This window comes from Lolliginicoccus lacisalsi (assembly GCF_014841105.1).
Lineage (GTDB): Bacteria > Actinomycetota > Actinomycetes > Mycobacteriales > Mycobacteriaceae > Lolliginicoccus > Lolliginicoccus lacisalsi.
Genome location: NZ_JACYWE010000013.1, coordinates 1 through 23,963 on the forward strand (window position 1 = coordinate 1; position 23,963 = coordinate 23,963).

A 23,963-nucleotide genomic window follows, 5' to 3' on the forward strand; every position below is an offset into this window, starting at 1 on the left:
TGCGGGAGAGTAGGACACCGCCGGGCAAACACATGTGAAGAGAGCGTGGGGGGCGGTCGCCAGCAGGCGACCGCCCCCCACGCCTTTCCGCGTGCAGCCCCTGCTATCGCCGACGTTCGATGAACGTGCCGTGTCGATACAGCCACAGCTTGCCCCATACCGGACAGGCTGCAAGAAAATCGCTCGAAACTGTCGTACCGCGCTGGCAAAGTGATGCCTATACATCATCCGCGGGGAAGGCAGCACAGTGAGCAACGCGATTGTCGCGGAGGGACTGGTCAAGACGTATGGCGCCCTCCGTGCACTCAATGGACTAAGCCTGGAAGTGCCCGAAGGCACGGTCATGGGGCTGCTCGGCCCCAACGGTGCTGGAAAGACAACCGCTGTCCGTGTACTGACGACGCTCCTGCGCCCCGATGGAGGGCGCGCTACCGTGCACGGCCTCGACGTCGTCAAGGACGCGGCAGCACTGAAGTCGCATATCGGGGCGTCCGGCCAGTACGCGGCCGTCGATGAGTACCTGACAGGCTTCGAGAACCTCGAGATGGTCGGGCGGCTCTACCACCTGGGCGCCAAGCGGGCCAAGGCCCGCGCTAGCGAGCTCCTCGAGCGATTCGACCTCACCGATGCCGCGAACCGGCCGGTCAAGGGCTACTCCGGGGGAATGCGCCGGCGTCTCGACCTTGCCGGCGCCCTGGTCGCCGATCCGCCGGTCCTGTTCCTTGATGAGCCGACAACGGGTCTTGACCCGCGCGCCCGGCTTGGGCTCTGGGATGTCATCAGCGAGCTCGTTGCGGGCGGCACAACGCTATTGCTCACCACTCAGTACTTGGAGGAAGCCGACAGGCTCGCCGACCAGATCGCGGTCATCGACCACGGCAACGTCATCGCGAAAGGCACCGCGGACCAGCTCAAGGATGAGATCGGTGGGGAACGGATCGAACTGATCGTCGCTGACGAGGACGAGTGGCACACCGCCCACGAGGTGCTCGAAAACTACGCGCCCGGGCAGGTGCACGCCAGCCGCGCCACGCGGACCCTGAGCGTCGGGGTCACCGGAGGATCAGCGGCTCTCGTCGAGGTAGTAGGACTGCTTACGGACCGTGGAGTGAACCTCCGCGATGTCGGCCTGCGCCGCCCCACGCTCGACGATGTCTTTCTTGCCCTGACCGGCCATGAGGCCGAGACCGAAGCAGGCCCGAAGCAAGGGGAATCGAAGTGAACACGTTTGCCCTTGCCGTCTCTGACGGCATCACTATCGCCAAGCGCAACCTGATCAAGGTCAAGCGAGTCCCGGACCTGATCGTCTTCACCGCGCTCTCGCCCATCATGTTCGTGCTGGTATTCGCCTACATCTTCGGCTCGGTCATCGACCTGCCCGGCATCTCGTATCGCGCGTTCCTGATCGCCGGCATCTTCACCCAGACCGTCCTCTTCGGCTCCACCTGGACCGGGCGCGGCATGGCCGAGGACATGCAGAAGGGGATCATCGACCGGTTCCGCTCCCTTCCGATGTCGCCATCGGCAGTGCTGGTCGGACGGACGACCAGCGATGTGGCGATCAACGTCATCAGCCTGTTCGTGATGTCGCTGACCGGGCTGCTCGTAGGATGGCGGATCCGGACCTCCGTCCTCGATGCGATCCTCGGGTTCCTGATACTCCTGCTGTTCGCCTACGCGCTCTCCTGGGTGATGGCCGTGGTCGGTCTGTGGATCCGCACCCCCGAGGTGTTCAACAATGCCTCGTTCATCGTGATCTTCCCCATCACCTTCATCGCGAACACGTTCGTGCCCAGCGAGAGCCTCCCCGGGGTGCTGCGGGTGATAGCCGAATGGAACCCCGTCTCCGCCGTCACTCAGGCGACGCGCGAGCTATTCGGCAACACCCACCCGGACATGCCGGCACCGGATGCATGGCCATTGCAGAATCCGGTGCTCGCGAGCCTCGCCTGGACTGCCATCATCCTGGTGATCTTCGTGCCCTTCGCCATCCACCGGTACCAGAAGGCCGTGAGCCGGTAGATGCGGGGGACCGGTGGCGGGGCCATGGCACGATCCATGGCCCCGCCACCTGGAACCCCACGGTGCAGTTGTTCGTTAGGGCTCCGCAGGCCAGCACCCAGCGTCAGGAGAAACGAACCATGAGCCACCAGGTGCCCATCGCAACACCACTCACCGCGGACCTGATCGCTGGCGAGTATCACCGCCAGGTGGACAACCTCCAGCGTCATGGACTGCTCAGCTCCGATGTTCCCGCTTCACTGCTGAACCAGATCCTCCAGCACCCCGCTGTTGCTGCCAGCTCGGTACCGGACCTGGACGATCCGCTGAAAGTGCCATTCGTGCTCGTGCCCCACCCCCGGATCCATCCGCCGAGCAGCACGGTCCCCCTCCTCGCGCTCGGCAGGCACAGCGGCTTCGTGTCCGCCGATACCGCCGACATCGATGACTTCGCGCCGATCGCCACCCTTCAGCAACCCGGCACCGACGTCTACGCCGTCGTCGATGTCGACCGCGGTGACGACACTCGCAACTTCACCCCCGACGAGGCCACGAGCCGATTCGCGCCCGAGGGACGCAGTCCGCTCACCATCAGCGAGGGCGTCGCGTACTTGCTTCACTTCCCGCGGGCCCTGCGCAAGAACCACTGCTTCCAGACGGCTGGATCCCGCCGCGACGATCGCCGCGTCCCCGGGATCTGGATCAGCAACCGCGCCCCGAAGGTCGGCTTCTGCTGGGCGGGCAACCGCCACACCTGGCTCGGCATCGCCTCGGGGCTGGACCGGATTCCCTCCTAGCGCGGGATCACGCCGCTCGGGGGAGCGCCGCAACAGCCGAAGCGTTGGACGCAGGCACGCTCAGCCCGTATCACGGCGCCGGATGCACCAGCCGCCAATGCTCGGCGATATCGATGCGACGAGTAATCCACACATGCTCGTAGGACTGGATGTGGTCGAGGAACCGCTCGAGCGCAGCGGCCCGCGATGGCCTGCCAACGATGCGGCCATGCAAGCCCACCGACATCATCGACGGGCGACCCTCGAGCCCCTCCCGGTAGAGCACATCGAACGCATCGCGCAGGTGGTGGAAGAACTCGTCGCCGTTCGCGAAGCCCGCGGGCGAGGCAAACCGCATGTCGTTGGTCTCCAGGGTGTACGGCACGACAAGATGCTGGTGCACTGCGCCGCCCGCCTCGACAGGAACCCAGTACGGCAGATCGTCGGCGTAGGAATCGGCGTCGTAGGCGAATCCGCCATGCTCGACCACGAGCTGGCGGGTGCGCGGCGAGTCCCTTCCGGTGTACCAACCGAGCGGGGCCGCGCCCGTGATGTCCGCCAGGATCGCCACGGCCTCGGCCATGTGGGCCCGTTCCGTCGCCTCATCGAACTGCTGGTAGCTGATCCACCGCAGGCCGTGGCAGGCGATCTCATGGCCGAGCTCGCAGAACGCGGCGGCGGCCTCCGGGTTGCGCTGCAGGGCTCGCGCGATGGCGAACACCGTCAGGGGCAGCCCGCGCCGCTCGAAGATCCGCAGCACCCGCCACACCCCGGCGCGCGAACCGTACTCATACAGCGATTCCATGCTCATGTGCCGGTCCGGGAAAGCCGCGGCGGGCACGATGTCCGACAGGAAGATCTCCGATGCAGCGTCCCCATCGAGGACGCAGTTCTCGCCACCCTCCTCGTAGTTGAGCACGAACTGAACCGCCACCCGGGCATTGCCCGGCCACTGCGGGTCGGGTGGGTTCCGGCCATAGCCGACGAGATCACGTGGGTAGCTCATTGAACCCCTCCTACCTCGGGCGTGCCCCAGGCGCGCACCCGGCTCATGCCGCCGTCGGGGAAGATGTCGAGCCGCACCTCGGTCACCACGGCATCGACCGTCACCGGGAATCGATGCCGGGTGTCGGGCCGCAGCACCGTGCGAGGCAGCAGCTCCAGCCACTCGCCGTCGCCGGACCGCCCCCTGACCCGGGCCGAGCCTGGGGCGTTGTGCAGGAAGCACGTCGTGTCGAGCTCCAGCATGCTCAGCTTCCCACCGGTGCCGAGGCAAATCTCCACCCAATCATTGTGCGCCTCCCAGTCGTCGTCACCGAAGCGTCGCCGGGCCGTCTCCCACCCATCGCCCATGACGTGCGCGAAGCCGGGCATGAGCAGGTTGTTCGGCGAGCTGTAGAACAAGTTGGAGCAGTCCGTGACGTGGCCGCCATGCTCGATCGCGGCGAGATCCATAGCTCCAGGAGGGCGTAGCGCGGGATCGGGTCGGGCGATGCCATGGACCCGCAGGCGCGCGACGCCGCCGTCAGGATGCATGGTCAGCCGGACATGGGTGACGGTCCGGGGATCATCGACGTCGAACGGGTTTATCGCGTCGCCTGCCACGGCGCTGCGCGGCACGAGGGGAAACCACTCGGCAGCGGCGCAGAGGTCGCGGGCATCGGGGTATCCATCGATGTGGGCCCCCTCGACCGAGATCTCGGGGGGAAAGTTGCCAGTGAACCAGGCCGTATCAACGATCACGCCGTGCACGACACCAGGCGCGCCCAGCCGAACGATCGCGTGATCAGCCCCGGGGGAGCGGCGGCGACGTGTCTCCCACCCGTCATAGACCTGCCCCTTGTGGCCGAACGTCGCCGGGGAATGCCGGGGCGCGCCGGGGCGGATGAGGTTCTCCTTCTCGGCGAAGGATTCATCGCTCGCCCACACCACAGCGCCACCGAGCAGCCGGGCCGCGAGGTCGGGGAAGCGGGTGAAGGGTGGGGGAGGGGTCACCATGCCAACCTACTGCGACCACGTTTCGCCGGAGTGAAATCAGGCCCGGGGCTCGGTCGTCTCTGGGCATCACCGCTTGCTGGGCATCACCGCTTGCTGGGCATCACGCGCGCGGCCAGGCCGGTGAGCGTGGCACGCGTGCACAGCGGCGACAGCGCCACGACGTCCGTTTCGGCAAAAGCACCGGCTTCCAGTCCGCGCAGCACGATCGTGGCAAGTGCTTGCGCGCTCGCTGGCTCGTCGATCACGTCGCTGGAACGCTGTTGCAGGTACGAGTCGAGCCGGGGCGCCGCGATGCGCAGGGATTCGCGGTAGAACTGGTAGGTCGCTGCCCAACGCGTGACGAGGTGCCCCGGGTGCATGTCCCAGCCCTGGTAGTAGCCATGGGCGAGAGCCCGCGAGACCAGCCGGAAATGCAGCTCCAGCGCGCTGTCCCGCTGGGATGCCCCGCCCGAGGGCACGATATTGGTGGAGCCATCGCACACCCACACCCCTGTCTGGGCGGCTGCGGCGAGCATCACGGCCTTGGCATGATCAGCGACAGGATGCTCCAGCGTCTGGTGCTGCGGGGCAATGCCGCAGGCCGCGCTGTAGTCGAAAGTCCCGTAGTGCAGCCCCGAGAGCCGCGCCCCCGCCGCGTGGATGGCACGCGCTACGGGCACCGTCCCGTCCGCCGCGATGATCGCCTGCGGGGATTCGATCTGCAGCTCGAAGCGCAACGTCCCCTCCTCAAGGCCATGCGCTCGCTCGAAGTGCTCGCAGATCGCGAGGATCGCCGGGACCTGCTCGGGGTGCCGGAGCTTCGGGACGGTGAGCACGAAGCCACCGGGCACGCCTCCGGCAGCGTCGAGCACGAGCTCCAGGGTGCGCAGCATGCGCCTTCGCTCATGGGCCGCAAGCCCCTTCGTGCGAATGCCCGCGCTAGGTGGCCGTGCAGGGGCACTGGCGAGCAACTGGCCCACCGCGCGGGCATGAGCATCCTCAGTGGCATCGGGCCGCCACCCGTAGCCATCCTCGAAGTCGTAGCGGATATCGGCGATGGGTTCGAGGCGAAGACGATCGGCCACGGCATCGAGGACATCGTCCCCAACGAGCCAAGCGAGGCGGACGCGGTGCTGCTCGAGCAGCTCGCATGCCTGTCCGCCCCACGTGGTCACCGTGCCGGGTCCGGCGTCGGACGCCGCGACATACACGGTGTGCGGGGGCTGCCCCGGACGGAGTACCGAGGGGTAAGCCGCTGCCAAGCACTCATCCACGGGGTCGAGCAGCGTGGCCAGGCGGGCAGCGAGGGACGTCATGCGTCTATCTTGCTGTGCGGCGAATCCGTTCGATCAGGTGGGACCTCCGTCCCAGGGGGTGGTGCGGTGGCCTGATCAGGTGGCGCGGTAGCCTGCCGGCCTCTCCCCGCGAGAGCCACGATGGTGCAGGTAGTGACAACAACGAAGACGAGGGGGAACACCGAGCGAAGGAGGATCACCAGTTCGGGGTCGCGCGGCAGCAGCATGAATGTGCCGATGGCGTAGAACGTGCCGCCTGGCTGCAGCGGGTCGACGAAGGACTGCACCCAGCTCGCTGCGGGGATGGCCGCCGCCACGGGGAGGAGCCAGGTGATGAAGCGATGCCGCGAGATGGTCGCGTAGTGGCTGAGCACGATGATCAGCGGCACGAACCACACCCAGTGATGCCCCCAGGAGAACGGCGAGATAGTGGCCGCGGTGAGGCCCGCGATGGTGCCGGCGAGAAGCTCCTCCTCCGCGCGGTAAGCCAGCCACATCGCGGCGAGGCCCAGGGCGAGAGCGAGCGCGGTCAGCAGCGCGACAGCCCACAGTGGCGGCTCGGGCGTGCGCATCACATGCGCGAGCGCACCGGTGATCGATTGGTTCGATGGCGCATCCACCGCGCCGATCCGTTCCGACTCGAACAACGTGCCACGCCAGAATCGCAGCGAGTCCCGGGGAATGATGAGGCCCGCGACGATGATCGTTGCGGCAATCGTGCTCGCCGCAGTGGCGAGGGCCCGCCACTGCCGGGTGATCGCGAGGTACACGAGGAAGAACCCGGGAGTCAGCTTGATGCCGGCCGCGAGCCCCATGCCGATTCCCCGCAGCTTGCTGTCCTTGGCGCGCGAGAGGTCCCACACCACGACGAGCAGCAGCATGAGATTGATCTGCCCGTACCAGATGGTCGTCCGTACTGGCTCGAGCAGCGTCGCGATGATCATCATCGGCACGGCCGCGGCCAGCAGTGTCGAGCTCACCCGATAGCCCAGCGCCTTCCACGACAGGACGATCGTCGCGTACAGCGCCAGCGCCGAGAGCACCGTCCAGGCGACCTCCAGCTCAGTGGAGCCGAGCATCGCGATCGGCGTGAAGAGGACTGCGGCGAACGGTGGATACGTGAACGCCATGCGCCAGTACACCGGGCCCTCGTAGACGGCACGATCCTCGAGCACGGCGAGGCCGCCGCCCGCATAGACATGGACGTCGAGCATGTTGCTGAACAGGCCCCAGTGCTCGGTGCTGATCGGGATCACGCGGATGTGGAACCACACGGCCGCGATCGCGCCCGCTACCAGGACAACATGGATCCACCAAGGAGGCGCGAAGTCCCGCGATGGCCTACCCCGTTCCACCCCGTGCATGATCCCCCTCCTCGCCAGGGCCCTGACGCGTAATACTCCGTGAAAGATAGCGTTGCATTGTGACGAACCCGGGTCCCTGCCGCTGCGACACGGAAAATTCCGGAGAATGGTGGGCATGGCTAGCACTCGAACCGGACAAAACCACCTGACAGATGATGACCTGCGGGAACTCAGCGAGCTGAAGGCAGCGGGCAAGCGTGCGACAGTATATCTCCGTGAACCGATCACCGGACTAGGACTCGAAGAGGGGGCCTCGGCGCGGGTCGTCTCCATCGACGGCTCCAGCATCATCGTCAAGCCGACTGGTGTCAACGACGAGATCCCGTTCGAGGCCCACGAACTGCGGCGCACCCGCGAGGCCCCCCAGCCCGCCAAGCGCGCGCCCCGGAAGAAGGCCGCGCCGAAAGTCGGGAGCGAGGCGGGATCGGGACGGGCGGGCCCCGGCACCGCGGTAGCAGCGGCCGTGCCCACGCGGGGGACGGAACCGCGGGCGGGGGATTCGCGGGCGGAACCGCTAGCCACGGATTCGCGGGCGGTGGATTCGCCCCCGAAGACGTCTCCCCGCAGCCCGGCCAAGAAGCGCCCGGCCGACGCGTCGGCAGGCTCTCCCGCGCCGTCGCCAAGGAGCGGCGCGCCGTCATCTACTGCTGGCAGCGCGGGGGGCAGCAAGCCTCGTGGCAAGTCAGCCGAGTGCGCGATCACCTTGCGCGCGGACGAGGAGGGCTCCTGGTCGATCGAGGTGGACCGGCCCGGCGGGCTGTCCCTGAAGCGTTCGAGCATCACCCCCGATGCAGTGCTGCGCGCGATCCAGCAGCTCGAGCACCCCGGTGCGCTCCGTGCCGCCCAAGCCGCGCTGAACGCCGCCCGGAAGGCCGCGGAGCAGCGGGTGGCGGAGCTCCGGAAGGAGCTTGCCGAGGCCGAGTCAGCGCTCGAGTCGCTCAAGGCCGACTAGCTGGCTGTGGCATGCGGGCTTCGGTTGGGCGGCGGCGGGGGTGGGGGTGCGAACGGGCCGCTGAGCAGCTGTGAACAGGCAAAAGCACCGGAAAACGGCAAACGCGATAGAAAACCTCCCGGTCCGGGCGCAGCTTCTATCGCGTTTGCGGCGGGCGTGCGACGGTCAGCTCATGCGAGGGCGCTGGCGGGGCGAGCTCCCCGCACGGGCACGACATCCTGGACGAAGCGTCCGATCTCATTGATCGCGCGCTCCGCTTCGGGCACGAGGCCCGCAGCGGCCTGGAACACATGCACCTGGCGGTCCCAGACCTGTAGCTGGCACGGCACGCCGTGGTGCGCGAGCCGCTCGGCCATCATCTCGGAATCGGGGAAAAGCAACTCGGTGGAGCTGACCTGGAGCAGCGTGGGCGGCAGGCCTCCGAGGTCGCTGTCGATCGGGCACACGCGCGGACCGGGCGCGCCCTCGATGAGGAGGCGCTGCTCGACGCGGTTGGCGTACTCGGTGAAGACGTTCATCACGTCGGCCGTGAAAAGGGCGCAGGTCTTCGCATTGGGGTGCGCCATCTTGGAAGCCGGGTTGAGGTTGGTCAGCGGCGCGAGGCCCACGATCCCCGCGGGCACCGGTATGCCCTGGGCCCGCAGGGCGAGGGAGACCATGAAGGCCAGGTAGCCCCCGGCGGAGTCGCCGCCGATGACGATCTGCTCCGGCCGGTATCCGCGGCGCAGCAGCCAGCGGTAGGCATGCATGCCGTCGGCGACGGAGTCGTTGATCGTGTAGCGCGGCAGCATGCGGTAGTCGACGCTGAGGATGGGGGTGCGCGCGGAGGCGGAGATCAGCGAGACGAGCCGGCGGTGGGTGCGCAGGCCGCAGGTGAGGAACGCGCCGCCGTGCAGGTAGAGCATGACCCGGTGGGGGTGGGTCTCCTGCCCGCGGACCCATTCGGCCTTGCAATGGGGGAGCTGGACGGGGCGATAGCGGGTGCCGGGCACCTCGGGAAGGACCGAGCCGGCGAGTTCCACAGCACCCGTGGGCCACGGGAGGTGGGGCCACTTGGCCCATACCCGGAGCAGGGGCTTTACGGTGTAGCGCAGCGTGTTGGCAAGGATCTGGGACTGCAGGCTCGCGCCGAAGTAGTTCTCGCGGGTGATCGGCGAGGCCTGGCCGTGGGCGAGCGCGTTGGCGCCATGCGCTCCACCGGCTGCGCTGGCGCCTACCGAGTGCAGCGTCCGGATGTGATGCGTGTCATGTGGCATCGTGTCGCCTTCCCGCTTGGGCTATGCAGGGCCTGTCTGGCAGTACTCTATAACTGATATCGGTGATTTCCGTCACTTTGTTACGAAGTTGTTTCCGTAAGGTTTCCCGGAGCTTCAGCGTACTGTGAGGTTCACCACGGGGATGGTCAGCGCATGGGAGGAAGCTGATGGGTTTGATGGCGCCGCAGGATCTGATGTTCCTCGCGATCGAGAGCCGTGAGCATCCGATGCATGTGGGTGGTCTCGAGCTCTTCTCCCCTCCCGAGGGCGCGGGCCCGGAGTTCGTGCGCCAGCAGTACCAGAAGCTCATCGATTGCCCCGACGTCGGCGTGAAGTTCCGGCGTCGCCCCGGCACCCCCTTCAACACCCCGCGCAACCTGCTGTGGGCCACCGATGACGAGATCGACCTCGAGTACCACGTGCAGCTCTCCGCGCTGCCGCAGCCGGGACGCATCCGCGAGCTCTTCTCCATGACGTCGCGGTGGCACAGCTCGCTGCTCGACCGGCACCGTCCCCTGTGGGAGATGCAGGTGGTCGAGGGGCTCGACGATGGGCGCTTCGCTGTCTACACCAAGGTCCATCACGCGCTGATCGACGGCGTCACCGCGTTGCGGACCCTGCAGTCGGTGCTGTCGGACGATCCCTCCTTCGGGGATTGCCCCGCTCCGTTCGCCGAGCGGCCGCGCCGGGCCATCGAGGGCAAGCGGTCCCGGCTCAACCCGATCGGCCTGGCGAGGTCCGGGGCCGGTCTCATGGGGGACGTGGCTGGAGGAGTGCCAGCGGCCGCCCGCATTGGCTGGCAGGCCCTGCGGGAGCGGGACATGGTGCTGCCCCTGCGTGCCCCCCGGACCATGCTCAATGTGCCCATCGGTGGCGCTCGGCGGTTCGCGGCGCAATCCTGGTCCATGGACCGGATCAAGGCCATCCGCCAGGCCGCCGGATGCACCATGAACGACGTCATCCTCGTCATGTGCGGCGGCGCGCTGCGCGACTACCTGCTCAGCCAGGACGCGCTGCCCGAGGAGCCACTGATCGCGATGGTCCCGGTGTCGCTGCACTCGATGGTCGACGGCGAGGGTGGCGGGAACGCGGTCACCGCGGTGCTCGCGAGCCTCGGGACACACCTCGGCGACCCCCTCGACCGTCTCGAATGCGTCACGAATTCCATGCAGCAGGCCAAGCGCGCTCTCACTGGGCTCAGCCCCATGCAGGCCATGGCGGTGGGGGCGTTCATGGTGTCGCCGCTCGCGCTCGCGCCGGTGCCCGGGTACGTCTCCCACTCCCGCCCCGCGTTCAACATCGTCATCTCGAACGTTCCCGGGCCACGCAAGCCCCTGTACTGGGATGGAGCGCGCCTCGACGGCATCTACCCCTTGTCGATCGCGATGGATGGCCTTGCCCTCAACATCACGCTCACGAGCAACGCGGACATGCTCGACATCGGCATCGTGGGATGCCGCAAGACCGTGCCGCACCTGCAGCGGCTCCTGACGTTCCTGGATGACTCCCTGATCGCGCTGGAGAAACAACTCGGTATCGACAGCGCATAGCTCGTGCAGATCGCAACGTCGTTGCTGATGAGGGGTGGTTCCGCTCGGGGTGGTTGACCCGTACACTGATTAGGGAGACCCTGTCGCGTTTTCCGCTGATTCTCAGCAAGTTCGCAGTGGTCATTCACCTTCCTCAATCACCAGTACCGGGGAGCATGCCACCATGCGCGCAATGCCGAACGATCCGACCGCGCGGGACGCGCACGACATCGATCCTGTCGCGCCGCGCTCGCCCTCATCCGGAACCAGCCAGGTCCCGGATGGTGTCGGCGTGCCGGCAACCACACGGACCGCGCGGCAACGTGTCGAGTGGGTCGATATCGCCAAGGGCACGAGCATCATCCTCGTGGTGCTGCTTCATGCGGCGAACCTGCTCATCTCCAAGGGCTTCGCCCCCGAGGTGTGGGAGACGATCAACAGCTACCTGCAGCCCATCCGCATGCCCCTGTTCTTCGTCGCGTCGGGATTGTTCGCGCAGGGCATGATCGCGATGGCGTGGCCGCGGATGCTGCGCAGCCGCATCGCCCACTTGATGTACCTCTACACATTGTGGCTGGTGGTCTTCCTCGGCGTGCACAACCTGCTGCCCAGCGATGTGCGCCACGAGGGATACGCGAGCTGGATGAACGTCGTGGGCGGTCTCTACATGCCCAACAGCGCGCTCTGGTTCATCTATGGGCTCGCCGTGTTCGCGGTCGCAGCCAAGGCCATGAGCCGCCTGCCGCTGTGGCTGCAGCTCGGGGCCGCGGTCGCGCTGAACATCTACTCCCAGTACCAGCCCGTGGTGAGCTGGTCCTGGAACAACCTGGCCGAGTACTTCATCTACTTCCTGCTCGGCCTGCATGCCCGCAGCCTCATCATCAGCGTCAGCCGCCGCACGGCGCTGCCCTGGATCGCCGCCTCCATCGCCGCCTACGCCGCGATGTACTACTTGCTCGCCGATGCCGGTTCCGGCACGCAGGGGCTCACCATCATCCTCACCACCTTTGGGCTCGCGGCGGGCGTGCTCGTCTCGGCCGCTGTGGTGGGCACCCCGGTCGGTGGCATCCTCAACACGGTTGGCCGCACCACGTTGCCGGTATACCTCATGCTGGACATGTTCATCGCGATGCTCGGCTATGTCTTCATCAAGCTAGCGATCATCAACGAGTTGCTCGTCGTGCAAGCAGTCGCCCCGCTCGCTCTCGCGGCAGGCACCGTGGCGGCCGCCCTGTACGCCCACAAGCTGCTGCTCGCGCTGCGCCTGAACTGGCTCTTCGAGCTCCCGCCGCGGCTTCGCGGCACCGCGCGCCGCGAGGCGTGAGCCGACGACCAGGCCCCTCGTGGGGCCTGGTCGCCATGCTTCCCGCACTCGGGGCTAGGCCCAGATCTTGACGCGCTGCTCCTCGGGCAGGAACAACTCGTCGCCGTCCTGCACGTCGAACGCGGCATAGAACTCGTCGAGGTTGCGCACCACGCCATTGCACCGGAACTCGGGCGGCGAATGCGGATCCGTGGCCAGGCGCCGCTCGGCCTCCTCATTGCGAACCTTGGCGCGCCACACCTGTGCCCAGCCAAGGAAGACGCGCTGCAGCCCGGTGAGCCCATCGATCACTGGGGCCTCCTCGCCAGCGAGGGAGATGTCATACGCCTTGAGCGCGATTCCGAGCCCGCCGAGGTCGCCGATGTTCTCGCCGATGGTGAACTCGCCGTTGACGTTCTTCCCGGGCAACCCCTTGGGCTCGAACCGGTTGTACTGGTCGATGAGCTTGGCGGCCCGCTCGGAGAACTCGGCGCGATCCTGCTCGGTCCACCAGTTGACGAGGTTGCCGTCACCGTCGTACTTGGACCCCTGGTCGTCGAATCCGTGGCCGATCTCGTGGCCGATGACAGCCCCGATTCCGCCGTAGTTGGCGGCGTCATCGGCATCAGCATCGAAGAAGGGGGGTTGCAGGATCGCGGCGGGAAAGACGATCTCGTTCATGCCTGGGTTGTAGTAGGCGTTGACGGTCTGCGGCGTCATGAACCACTCGCCCCGGTCCACCGGACCACCGAGCTTGGCGAGCTCGCGATCATTCTCGGCAGCCGAGCCGCGACGCACGTTGCCGTAGAGATCGGCCGGGTCGATAGCGACGTCGGAGTAGTCGCGCCAGGCGTCGGGGTAGCCGATCTTCGGCGTGAACTTGCCCAGCTTCTCCAACGCTGCCTCGCGCGTCCCGGGGCTCATCCACGGCAGGGTCGAGATGGATTGCCGGTAGGCCTCGATGAGGTTGGCGACCAGTTCCTCCATGCGTGCCTTGGAGCGGGGCGGGAAGTGCCGATCGACATAGAGCTTGCCCACGGCCTCGCCCAGCAGGTGCTCGACGAGCGAGACGCCGCGCTTCCAGCGCTCGCGGATGACCTCGGCGCCGCTCATGACGGTGCCGTGGAAGTCGAAGTTGGCCTGCACGATCTCCTCGGTGAGGTAGGGCGCACGGGTGTTGATGACGCGCCAGCACATCCACGCCTTCCAGGCATCGAGGGGCTCGGACTGCCACAGCGAGGACAGCGCGGCGAGGAAGTCCGGCTGGCGGACCACGGTCTCGGCGAACTGCTCGGGAGTGCCACCGATGCCGGTGATCCAATCGGTCCACGGGAAGGCCGGGGCGGTCGCGCGCAGCTCCTCGAGGCTCATCAAGTTGTAGGACAGCTCCGCGTCGCGCCGCTTGACGACATCCCAGTGCCCCGCAGCGAGCTTGGTCTCCATGCCCAGCACCAGGTCGGCATCGATTTCGGCGCCTGTCAGCGCCATCATGCGGGCGATGTGGTCGCGGTACTTCGTCCGCAGCTCCGCGTACTGCTCGTCGCGATAGTAGGACTCATCGGGCAGCCCGATGCCCGACTGGGTGAGATACGGCAGGTAGCGGTCGCTGCGCTTGGCGTCGGTGTTGATGTAGAAGCCGATTCCGCCGCCGGTGCCGTCGCGCTGCAGCCGCCCCATGATGCCGGCCAGCTCGTCGATCGAGGCGGCCGACTGCACCAGCGACACTTCCTCCTGCAGCGGGGCCAGGCCAGCCTGCTCGATCCGCGCGGTGTCCATGAAGCTGGTGTAGAGGTCGCCGATGCGCTGCGCGTCCGTGCCCGCGCTTGCCCCGGCGGCGGCTGCTTCCTCGATGATCGCGCGGACGTTCTCTTCCGCCTCGTCGAACAGCGCGCGGAAGGCGCCGTCGAGCGCGCGATCAGCTGGTATCTCGTGCTCGACGAGCCACTTGCCGTTGACGTGCTCGAACAGGTCATCCTGGGGCCGGATGGACTCATCGCGGTGGGCGAGGTCGATCCCGGAGTTCACTTCGGTAGTCACCACACCATCTATACCCGCGCGCACCGTCGGAAGGGGAGGCGTTCGTTGCCGCGGTCGAGCGCGTGGGGCACGATCGAGGGGTGGAGCGGATCGAGCGAGGGACGATACCCCGTGCCCTATGACCTGGGCCCGGGCGATGCTGGACCGGACGATCCTGGTCCGGACGATATCGAGGCATTCCGCCGGGACCTTGCCGATATCGAGCACCGTGTGCAGCGAGAGTTCGGCACCGGAGGCCGCACGGGCCGCATCCTGCTGGCGGTGACGGCCCTGGTGGTGGCGATGCTGATGCCGCTGACCAGTTCCGCGCGGGCCTGGACGATCCTGTCGGGCAGCCTCGGCGACGATGAGCTGGGCAGCATCTTCCTGCGCGTGTTCATCGTGCTCGCCGTGGCCGGTGGCATCGCAGGCTCCCTGCTCGCCCTCGTCACGAGGCGCTGGGCGCTGGCGTGGGCGACGATGTTCTCCCAGGGGCTCGGGGTGCTGTTCGGCATGTTCGCCCTGTGGGCCGAGGCCACGGCCCATCCGCACGCCCGCACGCCTGCCATCGCGCTGTACGCGGCGTTCGCGCTCACCGTCGTGCTTGCCTACCAGTGGATCCGGGTGGTCACCAACAAGGAGAACATCCTGCCGCCCGTGACGCGCTACCCGGAGCAGGATCTGTAGGCGGTTGCTGCCCCGTTCCCGGTTTCCCGGCCGTTCCCGCCGTTCCCTGGCCGCGAGTGTGCGAAAAACGACAGCCTTGAGCGGGTGGAGCGGTCGTTTTTCGCACTAGCGTGGGACTCGCGGGAGGTGCGGGACTCATGGGACTCGTGCGACGTCGGCCCCAGCCCCGCCAGACACGCTCCTCGTCAGGCGCCAGGCCCGACGATCAGGAGCTGGATGCCTTCCTCGGCGAGGCCGTCGAGCACATCGCTGGTGATCGCACTGGAGATGGCTCGCACGCCACGGATCGGAGTGACGAACCGGACCGCCATCTCCAGGCAGTCGGCGCCGATCCGGCAGTACACGGTGGGCTCGGTGCTGGTGTCCTCGAGCAGGAATCGTCCCCGCATGCGAAGCAGCGAGCGCTGCACGTCACCGGGGTCGGTCACCGCGTGCCGGTGCGCGGCGTCGCGAAGCACCCTCGCTACTGCTTCGCGATCGGCATCGTGGGGGAGCGGGATGCTGATCTCCTCCCACAGGTAGGGGAACTCGCGGGTGTAGTTGAACACGGGCTGGTCGAAGATCGCGCTGTTGGCGACAGTGACGATTCGACCCGTGTATTGGCGGGAGTGCACCCAGGATTCCCCGGTTGAACCGCGCGCGGTCGGCGGTTGCCCCATCTCCATGACCGTGGTGCGGAGGAACCCAAGCCGCACGACATCTCCGCGGACACCGCCCATCGTGATGCGATCACCGACGGAGAACGTCGCTCCGCGCAGGATCACGAAATACGCCGCGAGCGAGGTGATGACCTTCTGCAGCGCGAACGCTAGCCCAGCAGTGATGAGGCCGATCATCACACCGAGATCCGTTCCCGGCGTGGCCCAGATCGAGACCAGGCCGATGGCCAGGATGATGGTCGTGATCAGCAGGATCGTCTGGCGCTTCCAGAACCGCCCGCGCCTGCTGACCCCCGGAAGGGCGCGGTCAGCCAGGGCGATCACTATGCGACGGACGAGCAGCACGACCGCAATGAGCAGCAGGCTGAACGCGACCTTCACCAGAGTGGTGCTGTTGACCCCGACGAGGGTCACGCCGAAGATCTCGATGGACTCGCGCGAGAATTCCACACCCACGCCGCCACCCTAGCGCGTGCGGCGTTGCGCCCGGCGAGTGTGCGAAGAACGACAGCCTTGAGCACGGAAGTGGTCGTTTATCGCACACGCGCGGTCGGGCGCCCAAGGCAGTAGCGCCTTCCGGTTGTGCGGCCGCGAGCGCTATGGAACGATCCTCGGCAGGGGGCTGTACGCGATATTGCAGCTAGGTATTCGGCAACGATCATGCGCGGGGATTCCAGCGCCGGGGAGGAGCGCTCGTGGGTGGTCTGCTCGATGCCGCGCTGAGCTTCCCCGCTGTCGTCTTCACCTTTGCATTGCTAGTGATCCTCGCCTACTGGGTCCTGGTCCTGGTGGGCGGCGCGGCGCTGGACATGCTCGATGGCGATGCTGATGTCGATGCGAGCCCCGACGACACGGGAATCCTCAAGTCCTTGGGCCTCGAAGGCGTGCCCCTGACGATCCTGCTGTCGCTGTTCGTGCTCGCGGCCTGGTTCGCCAGCATCGTCGGCGTCGTCGTCCTGGACTCGCTCGACCTCGGTGGACTTGTCGGCGGGCTGGCACTGCTCGGGATCCTGCTGGCGGCCGCGCTGCTCGGAGTGGTGGTGGCCCGGTTGGGCGCGGCACCGTTGCGACGCATCTTCCATCCGACGGCAGCGCCGAGCCGATCAGACTTCGTCGGCAAGCTATGCGTGGTCCGCACGAGCACGGTGGCACCGGATTTCGGGCAGGCCGAGATCACGTCGAAGGATGGCTCAGCGGCACTGATCCAGGTCCGCCAGACCGCCGAGCATGCCGCGGGCGGTGAACTGCGCTCTGGCAGCACAGCCCTGATCTACGAATACGACAGCGACGGCGAGTTCTTCTGGGTGTGCCCGGTGGACCCATCGCTCGGCTACTACACCTGACGCTAGGTCTTCCAGATTGTCGCGACGCCCGGCCGGGAGTCGCCGAGAGATGAAATGAGGGCAGTCCGTGGATGTGATCGCCACCAGCCTGGGCGTGGTTATCGCCATAGTTCTCGTCATCCTGCTCGCGGTGGGGTTCATGGTCACCCGCCTCTACAAGAAGGTGCCGCAGGGCAGCGCCCTCATCATCTCGAAGCTGCGCACGGTGGAGGTCACCTTCACCGGTGCGGTGGTCCTGCCGATCCTGCACAAGGCCGAGACGATGGATATCTCGGTCAAGACGATCGAGATCGAGCGGGTCGGCCATGACGGCCTGATCTGCCGCGACAACATCCGCGCCGATATCCGCATCACCTTCTTCGTGCGGGTCAACAAGACCGCGGAAGATGTCATCAAGGTCGCCCAGGCCATCGGCACCGAGCGGGCCAGCGACCAGACGACGATGCAGACGCTGTTCAATGCGAAGTTCTCCGAGGGCCTCAAGACCGTCGGCAAGCATCTCGACTTCGTGGACCTCTACACCAAGCGCGATGAGTTCCGCGACCAGATCATCCGGGTCATCGGAACCGACCTGAATGGCTACAGCCTCGAGGACGCGGCGATCGACTACCTCGAGCAGACACCGATGACGCAGCTCGACTCGAAGAACATCCTCGATGCCCAGGGCATCCGCAAGATCACCGAGCTCACCGCCATCGAGAACATCGGCACCAACGATTACCGGCGCAACGAGGAGAAGGAGATCAAGCGCCAGGACGTCGAGGCGCGCGAGGCCATCCTCGAGCTCGAGCGGCAGCAAGCCGATGCCGAGGCCAAGCAGCAGCGCGAGGTCGAGACCGCGCGCATGCGCGAGATCGCCGAGACCCAGCGCGTGCAGGCGGAGGAGCGGCTCAAGGCCGAGACCGCCCGCATCCGCACCGACGAGAACGTGGGCGTGCAGGAGCAGAACCAGCAGCGCGAGATCGCTGTGGCGGAAAAGAACCGCGAGCGCGTCATCGCTGTCGAGTCGGAGCGCATCGAGAAGGACCGCCTCCTCGAGGTGATCAACCGGGAGCGCGAGACCGAGCTGCAGCGCATCGCCAAGGACCGCGAGGTAGAGACGGAGCGGCGCAGCGTCTCCGAGGCCGTCCGCGAGCGCGTGGCCGTCGACAAGACCGTGGCCGAGCAGGAGGAGAGCATCAACCGCCTGCGTGCCGTCGAGGCCGCGGAGCGTGATCGCCAGGCGATCATCATCCGGGCGGAGGCCGAGGCGCAGCAGGACCTCGTCAAGGACATCAAGGCCGCCGAGGCCGCGGAGGCCGCCGCGAAGCACAGGGCAAAGGAACGTCTCACCCTCGCCGAAGCGGCCCAGCAGGCCTCGGAGCTCGACGCACGGGCAAAGATCCGGCTCGCCGAGGGTACGCAGGCGGAGTCCGCAGCCCAGGGGCTTGCCGAGGTACAGGTCCGCGAGCGCGCTGCCGAGGTCATCGAGAAGGAAGGGCGCGCCCAGGCGCAGGTTGATCGCGAGAAGGCCCTTGCCGCCGCGGAAGGCACGCGCGAGAAGATGCGTGCCGAGTCCGAGGGCCTCACCGAGAAGGCCGACGCGATGGCCAAGCTCGATGCCGCCACCCGCGAGCACGAGGAATACCGGCTGCGGCTCGAGATGGAGAAGGACATCCGTCTCGCCACCATCGATGTGCAGCGCCAGGTCGCCGAGCAGCAGGCCGCCGTGCTCGTGGCAGGGCTCAAGGAAGCCGATATCAGCATCGTCGGTGGCGAGAGCGTCTTCTTCGACCGGCTCCTCGGCTCCATCGCGATGGGCAAGAGCGTCGACGGCTTCGTCGAGCATTCCGAGGTCGCGCGCACGCTCGGGGGCGACTGGCTCGACGGCTCCCAGAGCTTCAGCGATGATCTCGCCAACGCGATCGCAGGCGCCGGCACCGAGGACATCAAGAACCTGACCGTCTCGGCACTGCTGATGCGGCTCATCAAGGAGGGCGGGCCGCACAAGGGCCAGTTCGAGCAACTCCTCGCCGGTGCCCGCAAGCTGGGCATCGCTGATACCGCCCTCGCTCCCAAGCAGCCGTGACCCCGCCGCAGGACCCCACGGGCGCCGCCGCCCAGGAGGCAGTGGGCCAGGATGCGCTGGACGCGGGCACCTACGAGGTGCTGCGCGCCCGGCTCGCCGAGCATTCCGCCGAGCTTGCCCGCCGGGCCAAGCAGCTCAACGACCGCCGGGTAGAAGCGTTCGGCGGCACCGAGATCACCCTCCTTGGCAGCGAGCGCATCCGCACGGAGAACAACTGCGTCCCCCGCGACATCGTTGCCGTGCCGCTGAAGGGCGACCTGCACGGCGGGATCATGCTGTTTGGCTACAACGTGTTCATCGGGCTCAAGTCCGAGACCGCGGTATCCGACGTGTTCGCCCTGCACCGCTTTGCTCGCGACGGCGATTCGTTCACCTTTGCGGACGCCAGCGGGGAGCTGCCGGGCCTGCTCGACGATCCGGCATTCCTGCGGCACTTCTCCGAGCTGTACCGCTACTACCGCGAGACGCGGCTGCTGCAACTGCGCCGCACCGAGACCAAGCTGCTCGCCATCTTCCAGACCGGCGCCCGCACCGATGACATCAAGGTGCTGCGCTGGCGCATCAATGCCGATGGCAGCCTCGCCTACCAGGACAACCGGGGCGAGCGCGACCACGAGTTCCCGCCCCAGCATGACTTCGAATGGGTCGAGACCACTCGTGCCGACCACGTGCTCGGCCGGCACCCCCACATCTCCATCCTCGACACGGTGTTCGTCGAGACCGTTGGCGGGCACCTCACCATCAAGGTCGAGGACAACACCGAGACCGGGGAGGGCATCTACGACGAGCCCGTCGACGAGCCGCTGCAGAGCCTCGCCGACGCGGACGTCCACTATGCCCAGGTGGGCCCGCTCATCCTGCTCAAGATCAAGCCCTACAACGAGAACACGTGGCGGTACCTGGTGTTCAACACGCGCACCCAGGACATCGCCCGGCTCGATGGCATTGGCCAGGCGTGCCGGCGGCTGCCCGAGGACCACGGCATCATCTTCCCCGGTGGCTACTACCTCGCCACCGGAATAGCGCGCACCTTCGACACCGACACGACCGATCTCGAGCACGAGCGCATCATCCGCTCCAGCAACGGCGAGGACGTCCTCTTCGTCTTCCATGCCCGCAGCGAGGGCCGCACCCTGCTGCTGCCCTACAACGTCATCCGCAAGGAAGTAGCCACGCCGCTGCCCTGCCACGGCTACTCCCTGTTCAACGACGGCACCCTCGTGGTCTTCCGGGCTGGTTCCAACGAGCCCACCCGCGTGCACCCCATGCAGGTGTGGAGCACGCCGTTCCAGTCCGACGAGTACACCGCCGCCCAGCCCGTCGGCCACGGCCCCCTCGAGCGCATCGGCAACGCGGAACTCGTGCGCGGCATCTCCGACGCGCTGTCGCTGGCTCGCATGGTCACCGAGATGGCGCCCGCCACAGCGGTGTTCGAAGCGATCATCGCTGCATGCGGGCGCGCCACCGATCACTACCACGGGCTCGACGACCCCGAGATGGGCTCGCTCGGAGAGCCCATCGGGCAGGTCCGTGCCACCGCTGAGCGGGTGCTCGACGAGTTCGAGAAGGTCACTGCCCTCACCGCGCAGGCCAGCCGCGCCGTCGAGGAATCCGCCACCCGCATCGCCAGCCTCATCCGCATGAGCCGCGGCAGCGCCCCCCGCACCGCCGACGCCTGGGTGACCCTGCTGTCGGACCTGCGGCGCGAGCAAGGCCACCTCGTCACCCTGCGCGACATGCGGCATGTGGACACCGCTCGGCTCGACCAGCTCGACGACGACCTGCGCGAGGCACTCGACGAATCAGGCCAGCGGGCGGTCGACTTCTTCAGCCGCGACGACGCGTTCGATGCGTTCCACCGCGAGATCAACGAGCTCATCGAGCAGGCCGGCACCCTCGCCTCCGTCGCCGAGGCGCGGCCCGTCACCGAGCGGCTCGCCACCCAGTCCGACGGCCTGCAAGTCGTCACTCGCATCGTTTCCTCGCTCGACGTCGGCGACGCCGTGGTGCGCACCCGCATCCTCGAGAGCATCAGCGAGGTGCTCGCCGCGGTGAACCGTGCGCGCGCCACCGTCGAGGTCCGCCGCAAGCAGCTCCTCGACCAGGAGGGACGCGCCGAGTTCGCCGCCGAGTTCGGGCTCCTCGGCCAGGCCATCACCGGCGCACTTGCCGCCGCCACCACACCCGACACCTGTGATGAGCAGCTCGGTCGGCTGATGCTGCAGCTCGAGAACCTCGAATCACGGTTCAGCGAGTTCGACGACTTCCTCGACGAGCTCTCCCGCAAGCGCGAGGACGTCTACGAGGCATTCTCCTCGCGCAAGCAGACCCTCCTCGACGAACGATCCCGCCGCGCCGACCGACTCGTCGATTCGGCGCAGCGCATCCTCGGCTCCGTCACCAAGCGCGTCGCCGGGATGGACAGCGTCGACGACATCAACACCTATTTCGCCTCGGATCCGATGGTCGCCAAGCTGCGCGCTCTCGGCGCGGAGCTGCGCGAGCTCGGCGACACGGTGCGCGCCGAGGAGATCGACGGCCGCATCAAGGCAGCGCGGCAGGAAGCCGGACGGTCCCTGCTCGACCGCCAGGACCTCTACGGCGCTGGTGGCGACACCATTCGGCTCGGCCGGCACCAGTTCGCCATCAATACCCAGGCCACCGACCTGACTCTCGTGCCGCACACAGTGGACGGCGAGACCCGCATGGCGTTCGCCATCACCGCCACCGACTACCGCGATGACGTCGCCGACCCAGGCTTCGCCCGCACCCGGCCCTACTGGGACCAGCTACTCGTCTCCGAGACCGCTGAGGTCTACCGGGGCGAATACCTCGCGGCATCGCTATTGCTCGCCGCCGAGGCCAGTGGCACGCTCGACGCCCTCCACGAGGCCGCCGTCACCGACAAGCAGCTCGACCAGCACGTTCGCCGGGCCGCCGAGGCGCGCTACGGCGAGGGCTACGAGCGTGGCGTCCACGACCATGACGCCACCCGCATCCTCGCCGAGCTGCTGCGCCTGCACGCCGGAGCCGGACTGCTCCGCTACCCCGCGGCCGCACGAGCCGCCGCGCAGTTGTTCTGGGCCCACCTCGGCGATGTGCGCGACGATGCACAAGCAGCCCAGCAGGCCTGGACCGTGCGCGCCGCATCGCTGGCCCGCGCCCGCGCCGCCTTCGGCTCGCCGCCCGCGCTCACCGCGCTCACCGACGAGCTGGCCACCGCCATCGCCGGCTTCCACACCACCCTCGGCCTAGCGCTCGGGAACGAGGACGACCCGCAGCTCGCTACTCTCTCCGGCGAGTACCTCATGGAAGAGCTCGCCCAGGGCAAGGCGCGTTTTATCACCAGCGCGGGCGCTCGCACATTGCTCGACCGCTTCCACCGGGCGCTCGGCGGCACGGTCGCCAAGTCCCGCCAGGAATACGACACCGACCTCCGTGCCCTCGAGCACGACACCACCACGCGGCACCAGCTCGTGGAGGCGTGGCTCACCGCCTACCTCGCCACCAGCGAGAACACAGAGCAGGCGGCCGACCTGGCCGAGGCCATCGCGATGGAAACCACCGGCGCCCGCCTCGCGCGGTACGAGTCCTCGGCCGAGCTTGCCGCGACCGCCACACCCAGGCTCGGCGCGCACCCGCGCATCCACGATCGAGCCATTGAGCTGCGCCTCGATGAGATCCTCGCCCGCATCCGCGCGCACCAGGCCCGCCGCGTCCCCGGATTCCGCGACTTCCAGCAGCAACGCAACCAGCTCATCACTGCCGAGCGGCACCGGCTGCGCCTCGACGAGTACAAGCCCACCGTCATGAGCGGCTTCGTCCGCAACAGGCTCCTCGACGACGCCTACCTGCCCCTTATCGGCGACAACCTCGCCAAGCAGCTCGGCACTACCGGCGATGACCGCCGCACCGATCAATCCGGGCTGCTCCTGCTCATCTCGCCCCCCGGCTACGGCAAGACCACCCTCATGGAATACGTCGCCAACCGACTCGGCCTCGTGTTCGTCAAGGTCAACGGCCCCGCCCTCGGCCATCACGTCACCTCGGTCGACCCCGCCGAGGCGCCCAATGCCACTGCCCGCCAGGAAGTCGAGAAGATCAACTTCGCCCTCGAGATGGGCAACAACGTGCTGCTCTACCTCGACGACATCCAGCACACCAACCCCGAGCTGCTGCAAAAGTTCATCTCCCTCTGCGACGCCCAGCGCCGCATGGAAGGCATCTGGAACGGCCGCACCCGCACCTACGACATGCGCGGGAAGCGATTCGCTGTCTGCATGGCCGGCAACCCCTACACCGAGCAGGGCAAGCGCTTCCGCATCCCCGACATGCTCGCCAACCGTGCCGACGTGTGGAACCTCGGCGACGTGCTCTCCGGCAAGGAGCGCCTCTTCGGGCTCTCCTACATCGAGAACGCGCTGACCTCCAACCCGGTCCTCGCCCCGCTCGCCGCCCGCGAGCGCACCGACCTCGACCTGCTGGTGCGGCTCGCCAGCGATGACACCACCGCTCGGCCCGACCAGCTCCACCATCCCTACTCAGCCGCAGAGCTCGATGATGTGCTCTCCGTCCTGCGCAAGATGCTGCACGTCCAGCGCACGCTGCTCGCCGTCAACCAGGCCTACATCGCGTCCGCTGCCACCGCTGACAGCAACCGCACCGAGCCGCCGTTCCAGCTGCAAGGCTCCTACCGCAACATGACCAAGCTTGCCGGGCGCATCGCTCCCGTCATGA

The 23,963-nt window shown here is 67.4% G+C and carries 17 protein-coding genes; 10 read left to right on the forward strand and 7 right to left on the reverse strand.

Features of this window, described 5'->3' with window-relative positions; all coding sequences use genetic code 11:
* The first annotated feature begins 247 nt into the window (after positions 1-247).
* The 3 genes from HT102_RS15430 (at position 248) to HT102_RS15440 (ending at position 2,798) form a co-directional block, all read left to right on the forward strand.
* Positions 248-1,222 carry an ATP-binding cassette domain-containing protein gene (locus HT102_RS15430; protein WP_192040347.1) on the forward strand — a complete coding sequence of 325 codons (975 nt, stop codon included), beginning with the start codon at positions 248-250 and terminating at the stop codon, positions 1,220-1,222.
* Positions 1,219-2,022 carry an ABC transporter permease gene (locus HT102_RS15435; protein WP_192040348.1) on the forward strand — a complete coding sequence of 268 codons (804 nt, stop codon included), beginning with the start codon at positions 1,219-1,221 and terminating at the stop codon, positions 2,020-2,022. Before HT102_RS15430 ends, HT102_RS15435 begins: the two co-directional genes overlap by 4 nt.
* Positions 2,023-2,141: 119 nt before the next feature.
* Positions 2,142-2,798 carry a DUF5701 family protein gene (locus tag HT102_RS15440; RefSeq protein ID WP_225443781.1) on the forward strand — a complete coding sequence of 219 codons (657 nt, stop codon included), beginning with the start codon at positions 2,142-2,144 and terminating at the stop codon, positions 2,796-2,798.
* A gap of 70 nt (positions 2,799-2,868) precedes the next feature.
* On the opposite strand, the gene puuE is transcribed toward HT102_RS15440, so the two are convergent.
* The 4 genes from puuE to HT102_RS15460 form a co-directional block, all read right to left on the reverse strand.
* Positions 2,869-3,783, reverse strand: coding sequence for an allantoinase PuuE (gene puuE / locus HT102_RS15445; protein WP_192040349.1), 915 nt, complete (start codon positions 3,781-3,783; stop codon positions 2,869-2,871).
* Positions 3,780-4,775, reverse strand: coding sequence for an allantoicase (alc, locus tag HT102_RS15450; protein WP_192040350.1), 996 nt, complete (start codon positions 4,773-4,775; stop codon positions 3,780-3,782). Before alc ends, puuE begins: the two co-directional genes overlap by 4 nt.
* Before the next feature lie 83 nt (positions 4,776-4,858).
* Positions 4,859-6,070: a DUF6986 family protein gene (locus HT102_RS15455; RefSeq protein ID WP_192040351.1), complete on the reverse strand. Its 1,212-nt coding sequence runs from the start codon at positions 6,068-6,070 to the stop codon at positions 4,859-4,861.
* Entirely contained in the window at positions 6,067-7,413 is a 1,347-nt protein-coding gene (locus tag HT102_RS15460) for a glycosyltransferase 87 family protein (protein ID WP_192040352.1), read from the reverse strand. Before HT102_RS15460 ends, HT102_RS15455 begins: the two co-directional genes overlap by 4 nt.
* Before the next feature lie 115 nt (positions 7,414-7,528).
* Between HT102_RS15460 and HT102_RS15465 the strand changes: the two genes are divergently transcribed.
* Positions 7,529-8,365: a KOW domain-containing RNA-binding protein gene (locus HT102_RS15465; protein ID WP_192040353.1), complete on the forward strand. Its 837-nt coding sequence runs from the start codon at positions 7,529-7,531 to the stop codon at positions 8,363-8,365.
* 170 nt (positions 8,366-8,535) lie between these two features.
* On the opposite strand, the gene HT102_RS15470 is transcribed toward HT102_RS15465, so the two are convergent.
* Complete coding sequence (locus tag HT102_RS15470; RefSeq protein WP_192040354.1) at positions 8,536-9,621, reverse strand: alpha/beta hydrolase; 1,086 nt, start codon at positions 9,619-9,621, stop codon at positions 8,536-8,538.
* A gap of 167 nt (positions 9,622-9,788) precedes the next feature.
* On the opposite strand from HT102_RS15470, the gene HT102_RS15475 reads away from it, so the two are divergent.
* A complete protein-coding gene (locus HT102_RS15475) occupies positions 9,789-11,171 on the forward strand; it encodes a WS/DGAT/MGAT family O-acyltransferase (protein WP_192040355.1) in 1,383 nt (460 codons plus the stop codon).
* Positions 11,172-11,343: 172 nt separating this feature from the next.
* Positions 11,344-12,474 carry an acyltransferase family protein gene (locus tag HT102_RS15480; RefSeq protein ID WP_225443782.1) on the forward strand — a complete coding sequence of 377 codons (1,131 nt, stop codon included), beginning with the start codon at positions 11,344-11,346 and terminating at the stop codon, positions 12,472-12,474.
* Positions 12,475-12,528: 54 nt separating this feature from the next.
* Here HT102_RS15480 and HT102_RS15485 read toward each other — a convergent pair whose 3' ends face one another.
* Positions 12,529-14,490 (reverse strand): M13 family metallopeptidase, encoded by a 1,962-nt coding sequence (locus tag HT102_RS15485; RefSeq protein WP_192040357.1) that lies wholly within the window; start codon positions 14,488-14,490, stop codon positions 12,529-12,531.
* 111 nt (positions 14,491-14,601) lie between these two features.
* On the opposite strand from HT102_RS15485, the gene HT102_RS15490 reads away from it, so the two are divergent.
* Positions 14,602-15,156, forward strand: a complete 555-nt coding sequence (locus tag HT102_RS15490; RefSeq protein WP_192040358.1) for an Rv2732c family membrane protein — start codon at positions 14,602-14,604, stop codon at positions 15,154-15,156.
* A 185-nt stretch (positions 15,157-15,341) separates the two neighbouring features.
* Here the strand turns inward: HT102_RS15490 and HT102_RS15495 are convergent, their stop codons facing one another.
* Positions 15,342-16,271, reverse strand: a complete 930-nt coding sequence (locus HT102_RS15495) for a mechanosensitive ion channel domain-containing protein (protein WP_192040359.1) — start codon at positions 16,269-16,271, stop codon at positions 15,342-15,344.
* A 239-nt stretch (positions 16,272-16,510) separates the two neighbouring features.
* Here HT102_RS15495 and HT102_RS15500 point away from each other — a divergent pair, with 239 nt between their 5' ends.
* The 3 genes from HT102_RS15500 to HT102_RS15510 form a co-directional block, all read left to right on the forward strand.
* Entirely contained in the window at positions 16,511-17,158 is a 648-nt protein-coding gene (locus HT102_RS15500; protein WP_192040360.1) for an OB-fold-containig protein, read from the forward strand.
* A gap of 67 nt (positions 17,159-17,225) precedes the next feature.
* The gene (locus tag HT102_RS15505) at positions 17,226-19,226 is read left to right on the forward strand and encodes a flotillin family protein (RefSeq protein ID WP_192040361.1); all 2,001 of its coding nucleotides are present in this window, start codon (positions 17,226-17,228) and stop codon (positions 19,224-19,226) included.
* Positions 19,223-23,963 (forward strand): DNA repair ATPase (locus HT102_RS15510; protein WP_192040362.1); only part of this gene is annotated, 4,741 nt, incomplete at its 3' end. The genes HT102_RS15505 and HT102_RS15510, both read left to right, overlap by 4 nt.

Excerpts from the sequence above, each read along its gene's own strand:
- HT102_RS15440 (WP_225443781.1), top strand. The coding sequence starts at position 2,142 with ATGAGCCACCAGGTGCCCATCGCAACACCACTCACCGCGGACCTGATC.
- puuE (WP_192040349.1), bottom strand. The coding sequence starts at position 3,783 with ATGAGCTACCCACGTGATCTCGTCGGCTATGGCCGGAACCCACCCGAC.
- alc (WP_192040350.1), bottom strand. The coding sequence starts at position 4,775 with ATGGTGACCCCTCCCCCACCCTTCACCCGCTTCCCCGACCTCGCGGCC.
- HT102_RS15455 (WP_192040351.1), bottom strand. The coding sequence starts at position 6,070 with ATGACGTCCCTCGCTGCCCGCCTGGCCACGCTGCTCGACCCCGTGGAT.
- HT102_RS15460 (WP_192040352.1), bottom strand. The coding sequence starts at position 7,413 with ATGCACGGGGTGGAACGGGGTAGGCCATCGCGGGACTTCGCGCCTCCT.
- HT102_RS15465 (WP_192040353.1), top strand. The coding sequence starts at position 7,529 with ATGGCTAGCACTCGAACCGGACAAAACCACCTGACAGATGATGACCTG.
- HT102_RS15470 (WP_192040354.1), bottom strand. The coding sequence starts at position 9,621 with ATGCCACATGACACGCATCACATCCGGACGCTGCACTCGGTAGGCGCC.
- HT102_RS15475 (WP_192040355.1), top strand. The coding sequence starts at position 9,789 with ATGGGTTTGATGGCGCCGCAGGATCTGATGTTCCTCGCGATCGAGAGC.
- HT102_RS15480 (WP_225443782.1), top strand. The coding sequence starts at position 11,344 with ATGCCGAACGATCCGACCGCGCGGGACGCGCACGACATCGATCCTGTC.